Source organism: Providencia sp. PROV033 (genome assembly GCF_028484855.1).
GTDB classification, from domain to species: domain Bacteria; phylum Pseudomonadota; class Gammaproteobacteria; order Enterobacterales; family Enterobacteriaceae; genus Providencia; species Providencia alcalifaciens.
The window spans coordinates 21,267-42,023 of record NZ_JAMPSW010000006.1 but is presented as its reverse complement, the minus strand read 5'-3'; the positions used below and the strand labels follow the sequence as shown (position 1 = coordinate 42,023).

General features: G+C 43.9%; 16 protein-coding genes. 6 read left to right on the top strand and 10 right to left on the bottom strand.

The window, feature by feature from the left end:
- Positions 1-15: 15 nt before the first annotated feature.
- Positions 16-951 (bottom strand): formate dehydrogenase accessory protein FdhE, encoded by a 936-nt coding sequence (gene fdhE / locus PSF16_RS02555; protein WP_006663241.1) that lies wholly within the window; start codon positions 949-951, stop codon positions 16-18.
- A 312-nt stretch (positions 952-1,263) separates the two neighbouring features.
- Here fdhE and PSF16_RS02550 point away from each other — a divergent pair, with 312 nt between their 5' ends.
- The gene (locus tag PSF16_RS02550; RefSeq protein ID WP_006660601.1) at positions 1,264-1,917 is read left to right on the top strand and encodes a YoaK family protein; all 654 of its coding nucleotides are present in this window, start codon (positions 1,264-1,266) and stop codon (positions 1,915-1,917) included.
- Positions 1,918-2,148: 231 nt separating this feature from the next.
- Here the strand turns inward: PSF16_RS02550 and fdoI are convergent, their stop codons facing one another.
- From fdoI to fdnG, 3 genes are read right to left on the bottom strand one after another with little or no spacing between them, the layout of a single operon-like run.
- Entirely contained in the window at positions 2,149-2,805 is a 657-nt protein-coding gene (fdoI, locus tag PSF16_RS02545; RefSeq protein ID WP_006660603.1) for a formate dehydrogenase cytochrome b556 subunit, read from the bottom strand.
- Positions 2,802-3,746: a formate dehydrogenase subunit beta gene (fdxH, locus tag PSF16_RS02540; protein WP_006663242.1), complete on the bottom strand. Its 945-nt coding sequence runs from the start codon at positions 3,744-3,746 to the stop codon at positions 2,802-2,804. Before fdxH ends, fdoI begins: the two co-directional genes overlap by 4 nt.
- An 11-nt stretch (positions 3,747-3,757) precedes the next feature.
- Positions 3,758-6,805, bottom strand: a complete 3,048-nt coding sequence (gene fdnG, locus PSF16_RS02535) for a formate dehydrogenase-N subunit alpha (RefSeq protein WP_080547048.1) — start codon at positions 6,803-6,805, stop codon at positions 3,758-3,760.
- A 175-nt stretch (positions 6,806-6,980) separates the two neighbouring features.
- On the opposite strand from fdnG, the gene fdhD reads away from it, so the two are divergent.
- The gene (fdhD, locus tag PSF16_RS02530) at positions 6,981-7,811 is read left to right on the top strand and encodes a formate dehydrogenase accessory sulfurtransferase FdhD (RefSeq protein WP_036966985.1); all 831 of its coding nucleotides are present in this window, start codon (positions 6,981-6,983) and stop codon (positions 7,809-7,811) included.
- Between the two features lie 83 nt (positions 7,812-7,894).
- Here the strand turns inward: fdhD and PSF16_RS02525 are convergent, their stop codons facing one another.
- The 6 genes from PSF16_RS02525 to rpmH form a co-directional block, all read right to left on the bottom strand.
- A complete protein-coding gene (locus PSF16_RS02525; RefSeq protein WP_272688723.1) occupies positions 7,895-9,775 on the bottom strand; it encodes a trypsin-like serine peptidase in 1,881 nt (626 codons plus the stop codon).
- A 246-nt stretch (positions 9,776-10,021) separates the two neighbouring features.
- Positions 10,022-11,386, bottom strand: coding sequence for a tRNA uridine-5-carboxymethylaminomethyl(34) synthesis GTPase MnmE (mnmE, locus tag PSF16_RS02520; protein ID WP_006660609.1), 1,365 nt, complete (start codon positions 11,384-11,386; stop codon positions 10,022-10,024).
- A 111-nt stretch (positions 11,387-11,497) separates the two neighbouring features.
- Entirely contained in the window at positions 11,498-13,159 is a 1,662-nt protein-coding gene (yidC, locus tag PSF16_RS02515) for a membrane protein insertase YidC (RefSeq protein ID WP_006660610.1), read from the bottom strand.
- Positions 13,160-13,161: 2 nt separating this feature from the next.
- Positions 13,162-13,422, bottom strand: a complete 261-nt coding sequence (gene yidD / locus PSF16_RS02510; protein ID WP_154628047.1) for a membrane protein insertion efficiency factor YidD — start codon at positions 13,420-13,422, stop codon at positions 13,162-13,164.
- A complete protein-coding gene (gene rnpA / locus PSF16_RS02505; RefSeq protein WP_006660612.1) occupies positions 13,386-13,745 on the bottom strand; it encodes a ribonuclease P protein component in 360 nt (119 codons plus the stop codon). The genes yidD and rnpA overlap by 37 nt, the downstream gene beginning before the upstream one ends.
- Positions 13,746-13,763: 18 nt before the next feature.
- The gene (gene rpmH / locus PSF16_RS02500) at positions 13,764-13,907 is read right to left on the bottom strand and encodes a 50S ribosomal protein L34 (RefSeq protein WP_004906236.1); all 144 of its coding nucleotides are present in this window, start codon (positions 13,905-13,907) and stop codon (positions 13,764-13,766) included.
- A gap of 803 nt (positions 13,908-14,710) precedes the next feature.
- Here rpmH and dnaA point away from each other — a divergent pair.
- Genes dnaA through gyrB form a run of 4 tightly spaced genes read left to right on the top strand, consistent with a single transcriptional unit; the run spans position 14,711 to position 20,745 of the window.
- Positions 14,711-16,102 (top strand): chromosomal replication initiator protein DnaA, encoded by a 1,392-nt coding sequence (gene dnaA / locus PSF16_RS02495; RefSeq protein WP_272688722.1) that lies wholly within the window; start codon positions 14,711-14,713, stop codon positions 16,100-16,102.
- Positions 16,103-16,107: 5 nt separating this feature from the next.
- Positions 16,108-17,208, top strand: coding sequence for a DNA polymerase III subunit beta (gene dnaN, locus PSF16_RS02490; RefSeq protein WP_006660615.1), 1,101 nt, complete (start codon positions 16,108-16,110; stop codon positions 17,206-17,208).
- A gap of 9 nt (positions 17,209-17,217) precedes the next feature.
- Positions 17,218-18,312: a DNA replication/repair protein RecF gene (gene recF / locus PSF16_RS02485; protein ID WP_006660616.1), complete on the top strand. Its 1,095-nt coding sequence runs from the start codon at positions 17,218-17,220 to the stop codon at positions 18,310-18,312.
- An 18-nt stretch (positions 18,313-18,330) separates the two neighbouring features.
- Entirely contained in the window at positions 18,331-20,745 is a 2,415-nt protein-coding gene (gene gyrB, locus PSF16_RS02480) for a DNA topoisomerase (ATP-hydrolyzing) subunit B (RefSeq protein WP_036962507.1), read from the top strand.
- The last annotated feature ends 12 nt before the right edge of the window (positions 20,746-20,757 follow it).

Genomic DNA, 20,757 nt, shown 5'->3' with positions numbered 1-20,757 from the left:
CTGTGCTGCTAACGGTTATTTTTCGCCGGGGAATAAGAACGGGTTAATGCTGCTACGGGCAAAACCTTCTTCTTCCATACGTGCATCTAAAATGATCGAGGCTAAATCATCTGCAACGGCTTCTACTTTCGCTTCTTTTTCTTGATATAGCACTTTCAAGTAACTGCCGCAGTCACCACAACTTTCTGCCTTCACTGCAGCATTTTCATCATCTAGTGACCAGTAGTTCAGATCGCGAGTTTGTTCGCAGTTACTGCATTTCACACGGACCATGTGCCACTCTGTTTCACACAACGTGCAGTGCAGATAACGTAAGCCTTGAGTTGTACCAATTTGGACAATGCTCGATACTGGCATGCTGTTGCATACAGGGCAAAAATGACGATGGTCGCCATGTTCAGCTCGCGCTTTACCTGGAATATTTGCTGCCATCTGCGCCCAATACACAGACAATGCCGCCCAGATAAACATCGATTTATCCGCAGGGACTTTTTCGAACTGTTCGTTTAATAACGCAGTTGCCATCTCTTCGAGTTCAGCTTCAGATGCTTTTTCTAAGTTTTCAAGGGCAGTACGTACAGAATCCGGTACGATCGGCATCAATTCAGCAATGATTGAAGTCAGTAATTTGTGCCAATGTGCCGTGCGAGGGAACGTTTTTGCATCTAATGGTGGCGTATTTGTTGCCGTTGCACGAGCTAAAACCGCTTCCATGTCCATCTCTAATGGATTGTCATGTTGAGCATTATTTTGCGCTGTTGCCACTTCAGCGGCGAAGTTCAGATAATCTGCAAAAGGATGCTCACCAATGCCTAATTCTTTCAATCTTTCGGCGCGACGTTGGTAAAGGTTTTTTAAATTCGGGAATAAAACAGGCGGAATAAAACCGATGCCTTTCTCTTTTAATCTTTCTTGACCTAATTCTTCTTTCGGGACGATACGAATACCCATTGCTCTCTCTCTTTTATATTTTTTATAACAACTTACTCCGAGAAATTGCCTATTCGCATTTCCCCGCAAGCCTCTAAGAAAATATTCGATTAACCAGCAAGTCTTGCCGTTGTACCCGTCAGGATAAAACAAAAGTCACTGATAGGCTACTCTAGCCCTCGAATATTCACCGTCATTAACCCTTACTTATATAAGGGAATAACAAATTCATATTAGGGTGTTTTTATTTGATATAAATACCGTTATTTCCATGATGTTGATTAGATTGCCGCATATAATGGTATACACTTTCTCCGCACATAAGGTGACAATATGACGTCATTATTTAACTTCGAAGCGAAGTCTCACACACCTTTCTTTTTATTGCTTGCCTTTATTGGCGGATTTGTCGATGCCTGTTCATTTGTCATATTTGAAGTTTTTACCGGTCATCTGACGGGAAATAGCATTCTCAGTATGATTTACCTCGCCAAAATGAATATTGGTATGCTACTCCTCTCTGCAATCTCCATATTAGGATTTTTTGCAGGAACATTTTTGGGTTCGTGGGTTAGGCTCAAGCATAGCGCAATTGTGTTATACCGCTTTGTCCTAGGTCTGGTATTTATAATTTTTAGCAGTGTTTTTATTGTTTACTTTTTCATCCAGCCGTTATATTCCCCAGACTTAGCCATTTTACTCATTAGCTTATCAATGGGGATTCAGAATGGTTACTTTAATAAGGCGGGAACTGTCGGGATCCATTCAACCTATGTGACTGGTATGACGACATCCTGCATTAATGCCTTTTTGAAAAACGTCTCCGGTGACAGTAGCAAAAAAGTCTTACTGTTTGCGGTACTCTCGTTTATTGCGGGTGGCTTAGCCGGCGGGGTGTTATCCGTTCATTACCAGTACGTCGGATTCTCTGCGGTATTACTTCTCTTGGGATGTGCACTGATTTATAGCTTTACAATCCGTGATTAACCCAACCCTTTTTCACCATAAAAAAGCCCACAACAGAGTTGTGGGCTCAGACCATTGACAAACCCATTCGGTTTGGAAATGGCTCTTTTGGATTGTAAAATTAACAAGGAAAATCAATTTATTGATTTTCGCCTGATAACACAAAGAGGGAAAAACCACGCTTTTATCCCTCTTTGTCAGCAAGCCAAGCCCACAACAGAGTTGTGAGCTTGATTCATCGAGATAAAACCCTTAGTTTTTCTCTTGCTGCTCTTTCTGCTGTTTCTCTTTAGCAACCAGCTCACGATACCAACGCGGGTGGTGCTTTCTCGCCCAACCACGTGTTACCCAACCTTCAACCATCGCACGTACTGAGCCTTTGACCCAAATTGCTGCATAAGCGTGAACGATAATCATCAGGATCAAGCCAATAGCTGACAGCGAGTGAATAATAATCGCTGCGCGATACACTGGAATTGGGAAGTAATCCGCAAAGAATGGACGCCACATAATCACGCCACTCACAACCAGTGCCAACAAGCAGATAGTGACGACCCAATACACCCCTTTTTGACCAAGGTTGTATTGTCCTACATCACCCGCTTCTTCGTTTTTCAGGACTTTACCGATATTTTTCGCCCACTTGATATCATCTTTATTGATGAAGTTATGGTGAAAATAACGGAAGAACATAAACACGAACAGCAGGAACATCGCCGTACCCACGAATGGATGCAAAATTCGAGACAGCTGTGGAGTGCCTAAAATGTTCATAAACCAGTTCAAGGATGGGAAGAAAAAGCCCAACCCGCTGATGGCAGTGAACAAGAAGCAAATCACAACCGCCCAGTGATTGATCCTTTCAATCGGTTTGTGGCGAATAATTTTGTCGTTATCATCTGGCATCATTTCTGATCCTCCCCTTCTTTTGATTTCGAAGTGTCAGATGACATTGCATCATGCAAATCTTCTAGAGCCTCTTCTTCATCTTTCTTGGAGACGCGGTTTGGACCAATTCCCACATAGTGGAAAATCGCCGCCGCAAATGTTGCAGCAAAACCTACCGCTGCCATCGGTTTCCAGATACCTTTCCAGAAGGTGACTGTTGGACTGATGGTCGGATTTTCAGGTAACCCATGATACAACTGCGGCTTATCCGCGTGATGCAATACGTACATAACGTGCGTACCACCCACACCTTGCGGATCGTATAAACCTGCATTTGCATAACCACGCGTTTTCAGCTCTTCAACACGCTCACCAGCCATGCCAATCATGTCTTCCTTCGAACCAAAGTGAATGGCTCCTGTTGGACATGTTTTCACACACGCTGGCTCTTGACCGACTTCAACACGGTCAACACACAGCGTACATTTGTAAGCACGGTTGTCTTCCTTGTTGATGCGTGGCACGTTGAACGGGCAACCCGCGATACAATAACCACAACCGATACAGTGTTCAGATTGGAAATCCACGATACCGTTTTTGTACTGGACGATAGCGCCTTCTGATGGACATGCCTTCAGACAGCCAGGGTCAGCACAGTGCATACAGCCATCTTTACGGATCAGCCACTCAAATTTATCGTTCTCTTCAACTTCAGAGAAGCGCATAACCGTCCATGACTTCGCGGTTAAATCCGTTGGGTTGTCATACACCCCAACGTTAGTCCCGATTTTGTCACGGATATCGTTCCATTCGGAACACGCAACCTGACACGCTTTACAGCCGATACAGGTTGTGACGTCAATCAGCTTTGCAACTTCTTCCTTATAGTCCCGCACCTGAGGTGCGGGAGTCAGGGAATTGGTGGCAGAGCGACGAATAATGTCCTGTGATTGCATTGACATAATTTATCTCCTTACACCTTTTCCACATTGACAAGGAATGATTTAAATTCCGGCGTCTGAGTATTCGCATCACCAACATAAGGTGTCAGCGTATTCGCAAGAAAGCCTTTCACCGCTAAACCTTCAAAGCCCCAGTGAATTGGAATACCGATGGTATCGATGTCTTTTCCATCCACTTGTAGGGTTTTAATTCGTTTGGTGACAACCGCTTTCGCTTTGATGTAACCCCGCTTAGAACTCACCTTAACCGTATCACCTTGCTCGATGCCTTTCTCTTTCGCTAAACGTTCACCAATTTCAATGAACTGTTGAGGTTGGATAATGGCATTTAACAACGCATGCTTAGTCCAATAGTGGAAGTGTTCGGTTAAGCGGTAAGTCGTGCCCACATATGGGAACTCTGTCGCTTTACCCATTTGTGCCCAGTCGTCTTTAAACACACGAGCAGCAGGGTTTGAAACCACATTTGGGTGCAGTGGGTTAGTATCTAACGGCGTTTCGATTGGTTCGTAGTGCTCAGGGAACGGACCTTCTGCCATTTTATCCAGCGCAAATAAACGACCCATACCTTCTGGCTGCATGATAAATGGACCTACACCGCTTCCTGGTGCCGCAGTGCTGTAGTCAGGAATATCCATACCTACCCACTTGCTACCATTCCACTCAAGGATTTGACGCTTAGGATCCCACGGTTTACCCATTGGGTCAGCGGATGCACGGTTATAAATAACGCGGCGGTTCAGTGGCCATGCCCATGCCCAACCTAATGTATTACCCAGACCCGTTGGGTCGGAGTTATCACGGTTAGCCATTTGGTTACCTTTCGGCGTCCAGCTACCAGAGAAGATCCAGCAACCACTTGCTGTAGTACCGTCATCACGTAATTGAGCAAACGAGCTAAGCAGTTCGCCTTTTTTCACAATCACATTGCCATCAGCATCTTTCAGGTCTTCTAACGCATAGCCGTTACTTTCTTGAGCCACTTCTTCCGGCGTTGGGTTATCGCGGTCAAGGTAGTCCCACGTCATGCTCAGAACCTGTTCAGGTGCCGCGCCGCCTTCAGCTGCATACATTTGGCGTAGACGATGATAGATACCTGACAGGATTTCACCATCACTGATAGCTTCACCTGGGGCGTCCGCACCTTTCCAGTGCCACTGTAACCAACGCGCGGAGTTTACAATCGAACCGTTCTCTTCAGCGAAGCAGCAAGATGGCAGACGGAACACGGTCGTTTGAATTTCTTCCGGTTTCACATCGTTCATTTCGCCGTGGTTTTGCCAGAAGTTTGCAGTTTCTGTATTCAGCGGATCGATAGTCACTAAGAATTTCAGCTTAGAAAGTGATTTCGAGACTTTGTTTTTGTTCGGGAATGAGGCTAATGGGTTAAAGCCTTGGCAGATATAGCCATTCACTTCACCTTTATCCATCATGTCGAAATAACGTAAAACATCGTAGCCCTGATCCCACTTAGGTAACAGGTCGAAGCCCCAGTCATTCTCTTTTTGCGCTTTATCACCATAGAAAGTCTTCATTAAGCTAACGAAGAATTTAGGGTAGTTACCCCAATAGTTCACTTGCCCAGCAACTGTTGCTTTCGGCGTGTTCGCTGCTAAATAGCTTTCTAAGGTCGTTTGTTTTTCTGATGGTAACGTCAGGTAGCCCGGTAAGCTCTGTGATAACAGACCTAAGTCAGTCAGACCTTGGATGTTTGAGTGTCCACGCAATGCGTTAACACCACCACCTAACATACCCATGTTACCCAGCAGTAACTGGATCATCGCCATGGTACGAATATTTTGCGCACCGATGGTGTGTTGGGTCCAACCCAGCGCGTATAAGAAGGACGCTGTTTTGTCTTTCGCGCTCGTTTCTGCAATGTATTCGCAGACTTGTAAGAAGTCTTTGATTGGCGTACCACAGATGTTGTTAACCACTTCTGGGGTATAACGGCTAACGTGTTCTTTCAGTAAGTTCAGAACACAACGCGGGTTTTTCAGAGTTGGATCGCGCAGCGCTAAGCCGTTCTCATCCATCTCATAGTTCCACGTCGTTTTATCGTATTGACGTTTTTCAGCGTCATAGCCTGTGAACAGACCGTCATCAAAACCGAAATCTTCACGGATAACTAAGCTAGCGTTAGTGTACGCCTCAACATATTCACGTTGAATTTTTTCGTTATCCAGCAAGTATTTAATAACACCTGACAGGAAGGCAATATCAGTACCTGAACGAATAGGCGTGTAAAAATCCGCCACAGCCGCAGTACGGGTAAAGCGAGGATCGATTACGATTAATTTGGCTTTGTTATGGATTTTTGCTTCCATCGCCCAGCGGAAACCAACTGGATGCGCTTCTGCCGCATTACCACCCATAACAACGACTAGGTTTGCGTTTTTAATATCAACCCAGTGGTTGGTCATCGCACCGCGACCAAATGTTGGAGCAAGACTTGCTACCGTTGGTCCGTGTCAGACACGCGCTTGGTTATCCACGGCAAGCATGCCGAGGGCGCGACTAAATTTTTGGGTGACAAAACCTGTTTCGTTACTTGCCGCTGATGCACACAGCATACCGGTGGTTAACCAACGGTTGACCGTCACACCATCTTTATTCTGTTTAACGAAGTTTGCATCACGGTCTTCTTTCATTAACTTGGCGATGCGGTCAAACGCGTCGTCCCAAGTGATGCGTTTCCACTCGTTAGTGCCTGGTTCGCGAACTTCTGGATATTTGAGTCGACTTTCACTGTGGATAAAGTCGATTAATCCTGCACCTTTAGGACAAAGTGCACCACGGTTTACCGGATGATCCGGGTCCCCTTCGATATGAAAAATGCTTTCTTTCGCATTTTTCGCGCCATCACCTAGGCTGTACATTAACAGCCCACAGCCGACAGAACAGTAGGTACAGGTATTTCGAGTCTCTTTAGCACGCAATAATTTATACTGGCGTGTAGAGGCTAATGCAGTTGCTGGAGCAAAACCCAGCGCCGCTGCCGTTGTACCTGCCATACCGCCAGCGCAGATCTTAAAGAACTGCCTTCTGCTGACTTGCATGGGGGATCTCCTCATATACATTGCTCATGTTTACCTAACTTCATCACCAAGTTTGAGGTAAACTGTTCTTATTCAACGTCTTCCTTACGTATTCAGGTTCATTGCCTGATAAATGGTGTAAATTCTTTTTACCCATATCGAATATTATGTATCATTAGTGATAGGAATTCATCTAATGTATGAAACAAATACTACAAATAACTCTAGATTATCTAAAATGATCGGTGTTCACCCTACAACTGTGCAACAAAAAAATAACCTCGGTTCACTGGTTAATGATTTCGTTGCAGAAGAAATCCCTATCGCGCTCGTCTATAACGGCATATCCCATGTGGTAATGATGGCGACACCAAAAGATCTGGAGGATTTTGCTGTCGGATTTTCATTATCAGAAGGGATTATACAATCCCGTGATGAAATTCGCGGAATTGATATTGTTCAAGGCTGTCATCGAGGTATTGAGGTGCATATCGAGCTGTCGAGCCGCCGCTTTATGGCGCTCAAAGAGCGTCGGCGTAATCTTACAGGGCGAACTGGTTGTGGTATTTGTGGCACAGAACAACTCGACGAGATTTTCAAACCGCTCACTCCGCTGCCATTCACTCAAACATTTTCCTTATCTTACCTCGATAATGCCCTGCAAGAATTGAAGACAGTTCAAGAAATTGGCGCATTAACAGGTTGTACTCATGCTGCTGCATGGATTTCTCCTGAAGGTCATCTCGTTGGAGGATGCGAAGATGTGGGTCGCCATGTGGCGTTGGATAAGCTACTGGGAATGAAAAGCCGCTCTGACTGGCAACAAGGCGCTATTTTGGTGTCTAGCCGCGCAAGTTATGAGATGGTACAAAAAGCCGCAAGCTGTGGTGCGGAAATTCTGTTTGCGGTTTCAGCCGCAACGTCATTGGCGATTGAAGTCGCCGAGAAGGCCAATTTAACGCTAGTGGGTTTTTGCCGCCAAGGTAAAGCCACCGTATTTACCCATCCGAGTCGGGTGAGGGATTGAATCCAAACGTGAAACTATAAAGAAATTAAAAAGATAGTTTCACTTTTTCGCACCCATAAATGCACTGTTCGATGGTGTTTCTCTTATGCAGAAACCAACGACACTTTCACTAAAATATTTTTACTTGCCTCTCCATCCCATGAGCGTGCCTGTAATGGAATAATTCCTTCATAAACCTCCTGTTTTAATTCTAGATATGGATTATCTTCAGGGAGGTACTCTAATATAAGCTTGGCGTATTTATTCGACGATGCGCTCGTTTTTGTCGTATTCATTGAAGCTGAGGAGCCGTCCGTTTCACGCCATCCTCGAAGATTCACGAATATCTCGTCACCCGATTCGGTCTTTAATAATGCCCTGACTTTAGAATATGCAGTTTCATACAAAACCAAGAATGTGGGACCTTCATGACGATATAACGCAACAAATCCATGGTCATCACGCTCTTTTATCTGATAATCAACACAATTTTTTTGAGCGTGATTAACACTTAAGTTTAAAACGTCCGCGCTCTCTATTTCAAAAGGTGCATCGTAAGGATCATAGTTATCAAAAATAACGCGAATAACGTGATTTTTGATATTTTCCGTGCCATTTAATATTTTAAATACAATCCAAGATTTTATTACGCCATTTTCTTTAAGATCAATATCAAATATTTTCAAAGTAACGTCACCAGTCACTTTTTTATCCTCAAGATGAGTTTGATACTCCCCACTGACTAAGCTGGCTTTAAAGGTAATTGGAAATATTTTCTGTGTGATTAAATTAATAGCCCCAACAGTTAATAAAGAGTGATTTTCTTCATTCTTTATTTTAACGGTATCAAAAAACTCAATATAACTATCAGAACCTAATGATATTGGAATTGTTGTTTCAGAGGCATTAATTGGCGTTAATTCTAAATTAGTTGATAATACATTACCTAATCCAATTACCGGTATATTACTATTTTCAATTAAACTGCCTATTTCTGCATTCAAGTTTTGAGCTGAAACTCCCACATTGACATTACTTCCCCCCCAATGCAGTCCGACAACTTCATGTGTTTCTCGCGAAATAACCGGAGAACCAGATGAGCCACCTTGAGAGTCTGCATTGTAGGTTATTTTTTTCCCATCATTAATGACGGTTAATATTTCAGCATATTCGCCATCTTTGATATCGCCAATATGCATTGGTCGTAATCCACCGTCACCATATTGAGGTATATAAATTTTATCCCCTTCTACAGGGTTATTTTGACTTAATGCTAACCCACCAAACAGTGCTTTTACATTGGAATAAACATAGTCAAAACTATCCAGTGTAAACAGTGCATAATCATAATCACCAATGCTAACACCATGTTTTAATACTTTTCCCGGCTTTAAGCGCACAGGTTCAGTCGCTGGGGATGTCGAATCACAAGATTCATTAAACCAGTTAAACCAAATTTCACCATTCTCTAAATCTGGGTCGCTTTCGACAACATGGTTGTTCGTCAGTAGATGGTTTTTATTCCCGATAAGTGAACAAGATGCTCGACCGCCAACTTTCGCTGCCGCACACGACAGCCCATGCGCCGCAATTTGAGTCCCTTCATAACAAATATAGGGTTTTCGCTCATCTTCGCCAATAATGACCTTTGGATTACTATCATGTAAAACATGACTTAACGTCAATGAATAGTCATGACCTAAATAAGATGCTTTAGGTAAAATAACACGAATATTTACCGATTGACCTGGAATAAAAATAGCTGGCTCATCAACATTATGGAAAAATTCTCTCTGTAATATATTTTCACCATATTCAAACTCCACAAATGCGTTGGATGGTAAATTTATATTTGAAAAAATAAGATTTAAACATGATGAATTCTCTCGTTCAACATAGAGTGCATGAACTCGACTTTTATTATTTTCTTTAATAATACTAATATTAACTCTTTCATTAGAAATATAATCTTGATATGTACCCACTTTAAATCCTTTCTATTTTAGAATCGAATAAAAACCGTTTTATCTGTAAAGATCGTTTTTATTATATTTAAAATCGATTACGTTAAAGAGCATAAAAATTGGTATTAGTTTTTATAATTTAATTGCGATGAGAAATATTAAAAAGAATAAATTTTCAATAGTAGGCAGGATTTTCTGTATTCTATGAAGAGATAACCACCATTTTCCCAACTCTGGGAAAATGGTTTTGGTTTTTATTTCACTTAATCACTTACCAATACAGAAACTCGAGAAAATACGCCCTAACAAATCATCAGAGGTAAATTCACCCGTAATTTCGCTCAGTTCTTGCTGAGCTAAGCGTAACTCTTCAGCCAATAACTCACCGGAGCGAGCATTCACTAACTGGTCATAACCTTGAGCTAAATGGGTTGCCGCATTATTCAACGCTTGCAAGTGGCGACGACGAGCAAGGAACCCACCTTCTGTATTGCTATTGAAGCCCATGGTTTCTTTGAGGTGATCGCGCAGCAAATCAATGCCTTTTTCTTCACGGGCAGATAAGCGGATCAATGGATAACGAGCATCGGCGACAAACTCCACTGACTCACCTGTTTTATCGGCTTTATTACGAATAACCGTAACAGGCAACGTTTCTGGCAGGCGAGCCATAAATTCTGGCCAAATTTCTTGTGGCTCAGTCGCGTCCGTGGTGGTGCTGTCCACCATAAATAATACACGGTCAGCTTGCTCAATCTCTTTCCAAGCGCGTTCAATACCGATACGCTCCACTTCGTCGCTAGCCTCACGTAAGCCCGCGGTATCAATAATATGCAGTGGCATACCGTCAATATGAATATGTTCGCGCAGTACATCACGCGTGGTGCCTGCAATATCAGTAACGATGGCCGCTTCTCGACCCGCTAATGCATTCAATAAGCTAGATTTCCCGGCATTTGGTCGCCCTGCAATCACCACTTTCATGCCTTCACGTAACAGGCTACCTTGACGGGCTTGAGAACGAACTTGGTCTAAATCCGCCACAACTTCATTCAATTTGGCTTCAATTTTACCGTCAGATAGGAAATCAATTTCTTCATCTGGAAAGTCAATCGCAGCTTCCACATAGATGCGCAAGTGAGTGAGTGCTTCCACTAACTGATGAATATGAGATGAAAAAGCACCTTGTAACGAGTTCATTGCGGAACGAGCTGCTTGCTCAGAGCTCGCATCAATCAAGTCAGCAATCGCTTCAGCTTGTGCCAAATCAAGTTTGTCATTCAAAAATGCACGTTCAGAAAACTCTCCCGGATTGGCAATACGGATATTGGCAATCGTCAGAATTCGTCTGAGTAATAAATCAAGAATAACGGGACCGCCATGCCCTTGCAGCTCAAGCACATCTTCCCCAGTAAAGGAGTTAGGACCAGGGAAATAAATCGCAATCCCTTGGTCAAGAACAGAGCCATCAGCATCACGAAATGGCAGATAATCGGCATAGCGCGGCTTTGGCAATTTTCCGAGCACTGTTTCAGCAACCAAAGCTGCCTGTGGACCGGATACACGTAAAATTCCAACCCCACCACGACCGGGTGCGGTTGCCTGTGCGACGATAGTATCGTTGATTTGCATGATGTTTCTCTGTCTATGACTAAAAAAATTGAGGCGACCCTAAGTGGATCGCCTCAATGTTACTATAGAATCTGGCTTTGTGAAGCCCTCTAAACTCGATAAGAATTTAGATTATTTCTTCTCTTTCTTATCACGGCTATGTAAGCCACGTTTTTCCAGACCACGATAAATAACTTGCTGCTGGATAATAGTGACTAAGTTGCTCACGATATAGTACAGAACCAGACCTGATGGGAACCATAAGAAGAACACGGTAAACACGACTGGCATGTACATCATGATCTTCTGCTGCATTGGGTCAGTCACAGTTGTTGGTGACATCTTCTGAATCACGAACATGGTCACACCCATCAGAACTGGCAGGATGTAGTACGGGTCTTGTGCAGACAAGTCTTGAATCCAACCAAAGAACGGTGCATGACGCAGTTCAACAGAACCCATCAACATGTAGTACAACGCAAGGAAGATTGGCATTTGAATCAGCAACGGTAAACAACCACCCAGTGGGTTTACTTTTTCTGATTTGTACAGCGCCATCATTTCTTGGCTCATACGTTGTTTATCGTCACCAATACGCTCACGCATTGCAGCCAGTTTTGGTTGCAGTAAACGCATTTTCGCCATTGAGGTGTACTGCGCTTTGGTCAGCGGGTACATGATACCACGGACGATAAAGGTGATAACGATGATGGCAATACCCCAGTTACCGACGAAACCGTGAATGAATTTCAACAGTTTGAACAGCGGTTGAGAGATAAACCATAACCAACCGTAATCTACGGTTAAATCTAAGTGAGGAGCCACTTCCGCCATTTCTGACTGAATTTCAGGACCAACCCACAGAGTTGAAGAATAGGTCGCTGCACCATTTGATGCGATAGTCAGAGGTTCACTCTTATAACCAACAATTGCTGATTTCTTATCGAGGTCAATGGTGTAGAAAGTGCTTTGCTCAGAAGAAGCAGGAATCCACGCCGTTGCAAAATATTGTTGCAACATAGCGACCCAGCCACCTTTGGTTGTCAGGCTTAAGTTTTTATCTTCGATGTCACTGAAACTATATTTTTTATAGTTATTTTCATCAGAAGAGTAAGCCGCACCACGGTATGTGTGCAGAGCAAAGTTGCTGCTTCCAGTATCACGCTGCTCTGGTAAAGCGATGGTTTGCTTTAATTGACCAAAGAACGCGAGTGTTAAAGGTTGCGCAGTTGGGTTTTGAATGTTGTATTCAACATCAACAGTATATTTGCCACGCTTCAGAATGTACGTCTTCTGATAAACCACACCGTTATTGTCGGTGAAGGTCATCGGAATGCGTAATTCGTCTTGACCATCTTTTAACTCAAAGCTCGTTGCATCTGAAGTATAAAGAGGACGTTGACCATTGTTATTCGCTGGGTTGTCTGGACCATGAGGACCAATCAGACCACTTTGAGCCTGATAAACAAAACCTGGTGTGGTTTCCAATAAGCGGAATGGGTCTGGTGAATTCAGGGTTGCAGGATAGGCTAACAGGTCAGCCTCATCAATATCACCACCGCGAGTATTGATACGAATATCAAGTACGTCGGTTTTAACGGCAATAAGCTTACCTTGTTCACTACCTGTGACCGCTTGACCATCATTGCTTGCGCTGCTCGGCATGTCCGTCTTTTGCTGTGAAACTTGAACAGCCTTGGTTTCCTGAGCAACTTTATCGCTCTCCCAAGCCTGCCAAACTAAGAACGACACGAACAACAAAGCGATGAGTAGAAGATTGCGTTGGGAATCCATCGTTATAATTCTCTATTATCATCAGTTTTTCTAGGTGGGACAGGATCATCTCCACCAGCGTGTAAAGGGTGGCATTTTAATACGCGTTTGGCAGTTAACCAACTACCTTTTAGCATACCAAACCTGCGCAATGCCTCAATTCCGTAATTAGAGCATGTGGGATTGAAACGACAACGAGGTCCTAACAACGGACTAATAGCCAGTTGGTAACCTCTGATCAGCATGATCAGGACTTTTGAGCCAAGCGACGGTGACGGCGCCATAACTTATCCAATGATTCCGTAATCTGTTGATTGTCGAGATCGGCTACCCCTCTGCGAACCAGTACCACAAAGTCCATTGAAGGCAACTCATGTTGATGCAAACGAAAATATTCACGGGCTAATCGTTTGATACGATTACGCTCATGAGCACGTTTAACATTTTTTTTGGCGATGGTAAGACCGATGCGGGGATGCCCCAGCTCGTTTAGGCGACCAAGGATTGTTATCTCTGGGGAACTCGCCCTCTGCGGCTGCTTGAAGACATTGTCGAAATGCCTGGGAGTTAACAAACGTAACTCCCGGGTAAAAGCGAGCGTAACCACTATAGAGGGCTAGCTTTATTACTTAGATGAAACGGTCAGACGAGCGCGGCCTTTAGCACGACGGCGAGCCAGAACCTGACGACCATTTTTAGTGGCCATACGAGCACGGAAACCGTGTGAACGGTTGCGCTTCAGTACGGACGGTTGAAAAGTGCGTTTCATAACGATTTCTACCTAACTTTAAAATTTATTACTGATTCAGTAAACGCGTTGGCAACCAGTGGAAACTGATTTACACCTGTGCCTCTATCGCAACAATATAGAAAGAGGCAGGATTGTAATAAAACATAGGGGGTCACGTCAATAAAATGACGTAATCAAACCACTTTTTATTTAAACCTGGCTGACCGGTTTGCCGATATGTGCCGTGACAAGCTGCGTATGGAACTCAATTTATGCTGTCTTTTAAGCAAGTCTCACGATGTAACCACCAATTAACTCAAGCGTTTATTGACGTTACCCATAAAACCCATCTGCTTAAATTCGTCATAAAAAGTGACATTCGCAGTGTACACAGGGAGGAAGATTATACGGACTCCTCCCTAAAGCGCAAGGATCTTAGCGGGATCCGAAAATATTTTTTGATCTTGAGGGATAATTTCTATATATAGGCTAAAGTTATCCCCAGACATGTGGAAAATTTGTCGTTGCCCGCGATCATCCAGCAAAATTCTCCCCTATCAAAGCCGCCTTATCACATTTGCCTGTGGATAAAAAGCATAAAAACTGTGTAAAAGAATGGAGATCTTAGGTGAATTTTGCGGTATGATCGCAGGTCTATTTCTGATCAGAGGATCAGGAATATGTTGTGGATAGATATGGTGAGTAAAAGTTAGTCAAACACCTTCTCTGGCCCCCTATTCTCTTAGTGACCACGAAAAGTGACTAATGGAATAGTTACCAGTAAAAAATTCTTAACGAAATCCGTAATTCTTGTTTCATTGACCTTGTTAGGGGAGTTCAACGTGTCACTTTCGCTTTGGCAGCAATGTCTTGCCCGATTGCAGGATGAACTACCTGCCACAGAATTCAGTATGTGGATACGCCCTCTTCAAGCTGAATTAAACGATAATACACTGGCACTTTATGCCCCGAATCGTTTCGTTCTTGATTGGGTGAGAGATAAATACATCAATAATATCAATGAATTATTGAATGACTTTTGCGGTTCTGATGCCCCTGCTCTACACTTTGAAGTAGGCAACAAACCGATGATGGCTGCGCCGGTGAGTCCTCAAGTACGCACGCATAATGAAATGCCTGCATTCGCCGCGCCATCTGCACCTGTAAAGCCTAGCTGGGACAATCCAGCCAAAGTTCAACCCGACGTGTCATACCGTTCAAATGTGAACCCGAAACACACGTTTGATAACTTCGTAGAAGGTAAATCAAACCAACTAGCTCGCGCTGCGGCGAGGCAAGTGGCAGAAAATCCTGGCGGAGCTTATAACCCATTATTCCTTTATGGTGGAACAGGTTTAGGTAAAACGCACTTATTACACGCTGTCGGTAACAGCATTATGCAGCATAAGGCCAATGCCCGCGTAGTCTATATGCATTCTGAACGATTTGTTCAAGATATGGTCAAAGCATTGCAGAATAACGCCATTGAAGAATTCAAACGTTATTACCGTTCTGTTGATGCATTACTTATTGATGATATTCAGTTTTTTGCTAACAAAGAGCGTTCACAAGAAGAGTTTTTCCATACATTCAACGCCCTGCTTGAAGGCAATCAACAAATTATTTTGACTTCCGACCGTTATCCAAAAGAAATCAACGGAGTGGAAGATCGTTTGAAGTCTCGTTTCGGCTGGGGTCTGACGGTTGCAATTGAACCCCCAGAATTAGAAACTCGTGTTGCCATTTTGATGAAAAAAGCCGATGAAAACGAAATCCAACTGCCCGGTGAAGTGGCATTTTTCATCGCAAAACGCTTACGTTCGAATGTACGTGAGTTAGAAGGTGCGTTAAACCGTGTTATTGCTAATGCGAATTTTACAGGTCGAGCTATCACTATCGACTTCGTTCGAGAAGCATTACGTGACTTATTAGCACTGCAGGAAAAGCTGGTAACTATTGATAATATTCAAAAAACTGTTGCTGAGTATTATAAGATAAAAGTCGCTGATTTACTTTCTAAACGTCGTTCCCGTTCTGTCGCTCGACCGCGTCAGATGGCAATGGCACTGGCGAAAGAGCTGACAAATCATAGTTTACCTGAAATCGGGGATGCTTTTGGCGGTCGTGACCACACCACGGTGTTGCACGCTTGTCGTAAAATTGAACAATTACGAGAAGAAAGCCATGACATCAAAGAAGATTTTTCAAATCTAATCAGAACATTATCATCTTAATTGCTATGAAATTTATTATCGAACGCGAGCAGTTATTAAAACCGTTACAACAGGTGAGTGGTCCATTAGGTGGGCGTCCAACGCTGCCTATTTTAGGAAACCTTTTACTTCACGTAAAAGAAGGTGCCCTGCAACTTACGGGTACCGACCTAGAAATGGAGATGATGGCCAATGTTCCGCTTACCCGTGAGCATGAAATTGGTGCAACCACGGTACCAGCGCGCAAATTTTTTGATATTTGGCGTGGCTTACCGGAAGGTTCTGAAATCCAAGTCGAACTTAATGATGACCGACTGCTTGTACGTTCTGGGCGCAGCCGCTTCTCATTATCCACCTTACCTGCGGCGGACTTCCCGAATTTAGATGATTGGCAAAGTGAAGTTGAGTTTTCTCTGCCTCAATCCATACTGAAACGTTTAATTGAAGCAACGCAGTTTTCAATGGCACACCAAGATGTCCGTTATTACCTCAACGGCATGCTGTTTGAAACTGAAGGAAATATGCTCAGAACCGTTTCCACCGATGGGCACCGCCTTGCGGTTTGCTCTATGGATATTGGTCAAGAGCTACCATCACATTCTGTCATCGTGCCACGTAAAGGCGTCATGGAATTGATGCGTCTGTTAGATGGTGGCGATGCCTTATTGCAGCTACAAATTGGTAGCAACAATATTCGCGCTCATGTTGGCGACTTTATCTTTACCTCTAAATTAGTCGATGGTCGTTTCCCTGACTACCGCCGAGTTCTACCTAAGAATCCAGATAAAACCTTAGAAGCACGCTGTGATTTACTCAAACAAGCTTTCTCACGAGCGGCGATTTTATCTAACGAAAAGTTCCGCGGCGTACGTTTATTCTTCAGTGAAAACCAGCTACGTATCACTGCGAATAACCCTGAACAGGAAGAAGCGGAAGAAATTGTTGATGTTAATTACCAAGGCGGAGAAATGGAAATTGGCTTTAACGTCAGTTACATCCTCGACGTCTTGAATGCCCTGAAAAGCGAAAATGTCACACTGTTTTTAACGGATGCCGTTTCTAGTGTACAAATTGAAGACTCTGCAAGTCGCTCCGCCGTGTATGTTGTTATGCCTATGCGCTTGTAAGCAGACAGTATGATCCTTTCGCGTTTATTGATCCGCGATTTTCGTAATATAGAAGACGCCGATCTCTCCCTTGCAACTGGGTTCAATTTTTTAATTGGTCCTAATGGGAGTGGCAAAACCAGTATACTGGAAGCAATTTATACACTTGGACATGGACGAGCCTTTCGCAGCATTCAGGCGAATCGCGTTATTCGTCATGACCAAGAACAATTTATTCTACATGGTAAACTGGGACACCCAGATACCGAACGCAAAGTACTATCACTCGGTTTAAGTAAGAATCGCGAAGGTGATAGTAAAGTAAGAATTGATGGCACCGACGGGCATAAAATTGCAGAACTGGCAAAACTCTTGCCAATGCAGCTTATTACCCCTGAAGGGTTTACCCTACTAAATGGTGGTCCAAAATACCGACGCGCGTTTATAGATTGGGGATGTTTTCATAATGAAGCCCTATTCTTTTCTACATGGTCGGACTTAAAACGTTTGTTAAAGCAGCGAAATGCGGCTTTACGGCAAGTAACTCGTTATGAGCAAATTCGCCATTGGGATCAGCAACTCGCCCCAATTTCCGAACAAATTAGCCAATGGCGCGGCGAGTATATTGCAGGTATTGCAGAAAATATTGAGCAAACCTGTAAACAGTTTTTACCCGAATTCTCACTTTCGGTCTCTTTCCAACGTGGTTGGGACAAAGAAATTGATTATTCAGAACAGTTAGAGCGGCAGTTTGAGCGCGATAGAGCGTTGACCTACACCTCATCAGGTCCACATAAAGCTGATCTGCGAATTCGAGCTAACGGCATTCCCGTTGAAGATATGCTCTCTCGTGGTCAACTGAAATTATTAATGTGTGCACTCAGGTTAGCGCAGGGTGAATATTTCACCCAACAGAGCGGGCAACAATGCCTGTATCTACTGGATGATTTTGCTTCAGAACTGGATTCTGGTCGCCGGCAATTATTAGCGGCTCGACTCAAAGCTACGCAAGCACAAGTGTTTGTAAGTGCTATTACACCGGCGCAAGTCAATGATATGATTGATGCCAACAGTAAAATGTTTAGTGTAGAGCAAGGCAAAATAGAAGTTCAACCTCAGGAATAGAAAGAGCAGGAAACGTTGATGTCGAATACATATGACTCCTCAAGTATCAAGGTATTAAAAGGACTGGATGCGGTGCGTAAGCGCCCGGGCATGTATATCGGTGATACCGACGATGGAACAGGTCTTCATCACATGGTCTTCGAGGTTGTGGATAACGCTATCGATGAAGCCTTAGCTGGTTTCTGTGACGATATCGTCATCACTATCCATGCCGACAACTCCGTCTCTGTACAAGATGATGGGCGTGGTATCCCAACGGGCATCCACGAAGAAGAAGGTGTTTCTGCCGCAGAAGTCATCATGACCGTTCTGCACGCCGGCGGTAAATTTGACGACAACTCCTACAAAGTCTCCGGTGGCCTGCACGGTGTGGGTGTTTCAGTGGTTAACGCCTTATCCGAAAAACTTGAATTAGTAATCCGCCGTGACGGTAAAGTTCACGAACAAATATACAAACACGGCGAGCCACAAGGTCCTCTAACAGTTGTTGGAGAAACAGACCAAACAGGGACTCGTGTACGTTTCTGGCCAAGCATGGACACCTTCAAAGGTGTGACTGAATTCGAATACGATATTCTGGCAAAACGCTTACGTGAACTTTCATTCCTGAACTCAGGCGTTTCAATCCGTTTAATTGATAAACGAGATGGCAAAGAAGACCATTTCCACTATGAAGGTGGGATCAAAGCCTTTGTTGAGTATCTGAGCCGTAATAAAACCCCAATTCACCCATCCGTATTTTATTTCTCTACTGAGAAAGACGGGATTGGCGTGGAAGTTTCCATGCAGTGGAACGACGGTTTCCAAGAGAATGTTTACTGCTTCACCAACAATATTCCTCAGCGTGATGGAGGTACCCACTTAGCGGGCTTCCGTGCCGCGATGACCCGTACCCTGAATAACTACATGGAAAAAGAAGGCTATCAGAAAAAAACGAAAGTCAGCGCAACGGGTGATGATGCTCGTGAAGGTTTGATTGCCGTTATTTCTGTAAAAGTGCCAGATCCTAAATTCTCTTCTCAAACTAAAGAAAAACTGGTTTCTTCCGAAGTGAAGACAGCAGTCGAAACCTTAATGAATGAAAAATTGGTTGAGTATTTATTAGAGAATCCAAACGACGCCAAAATCGTTGTTGGCAAAATCATTGATGCTGCACGTGCCCGTGAAGCTGCACGTAAAGCCCGTGAAATGACTCGCCGTAAAGGCGCGTTAGATTTAGCAGGTTTGCCAGGTAAACTCGCTGACTGCCAAGAACGTGACCCTGCATTATCTGAACTGTACTTAGTGGAAGGGGACTCTGCGGGCGGCTCTGCAAAACAAGGCCGTAACCGTAAGAACCAAGCTATTTTGCCACTGAAAGGTAAAATCCTGAACGTGGAAAAAGCGCGTTTCGACAAAATGCTCTCTTCCCAAGAAGTTGCGACACTGATCACCGCATTAGGCTGTGGTATTGGTCGTGATGAATACAACCCAGATAAACTGCGTTATCACAGCATCATCATCATGACGGATGCTGACGTCGATGGTTCGCACATTCGTACATTGCTGTTAACTTTCTTCTACCGTCAAATGCCAGAAATCGTTGAACGTGGTCATATCTTTATTGCTCAGCCGCCACTGTATAAAGTGAAACGCGGTAAGCAAGAGCAATACATTAAAGATGATGAAGCGATGGATGACTATCTGATCTCTATCGCACTGGACGGTGCTGAGTTACATTTAAGTGCGGAAGCCCCAGCCATGAAAGGCGAACAACTGGAAAAACTGGTTGTTGAATACAATGCAGCGCACCGTATTATTCGCCGTCTTGAGCGTTTATATCCACAAGCGCTGCTGAACAGCTTAGTATATCAATCCACACTGACTGAAGACGCACTGAAAGATAGCGCCCAAGTTGAAGAATGGGCGAAAACTTTAGTGGCGCGTTTAGAAGAAAACGAGCAAGCGGGTAGCTCTTACAGCTATATTATTCATGAAAACCGTGAACGCCAGCTATTCGAGCCGACTATTCGTATCCGTACCCACGGTGTTGATAGCGACTACAACCTCGATTTCGACTTCGTACATGGTAGTGAGTATCGTCGCATCACCGAGTTAGGTGACATAATCAGTGGCTTAATCGAGGAAGGTGCTTATATTCAACGCGGTGAACGTCGCCAGAATATCGACAACTTCGAGCAAGCATTAGAGTGGTTAAGCCGTGAATCTCGTCGTGGTTTATCCGTACAGCGTTATAAAGGTCTTGGTGAAATGAACCCAGAACAACTTTGGGAAACCACCATGAATCCAGAAACTCGCCGTATGATGCGTGTCACTATCAAAGATGCAATTGCAACAGATCAGCTGTTCACCACATTGATGGGAGATGCCGTAGAACCGCGTCGTGCCTTTATCGAAGAGAACGCCTTAAAAGCCGCGAACATCGATATTTAATCGACTTACCGG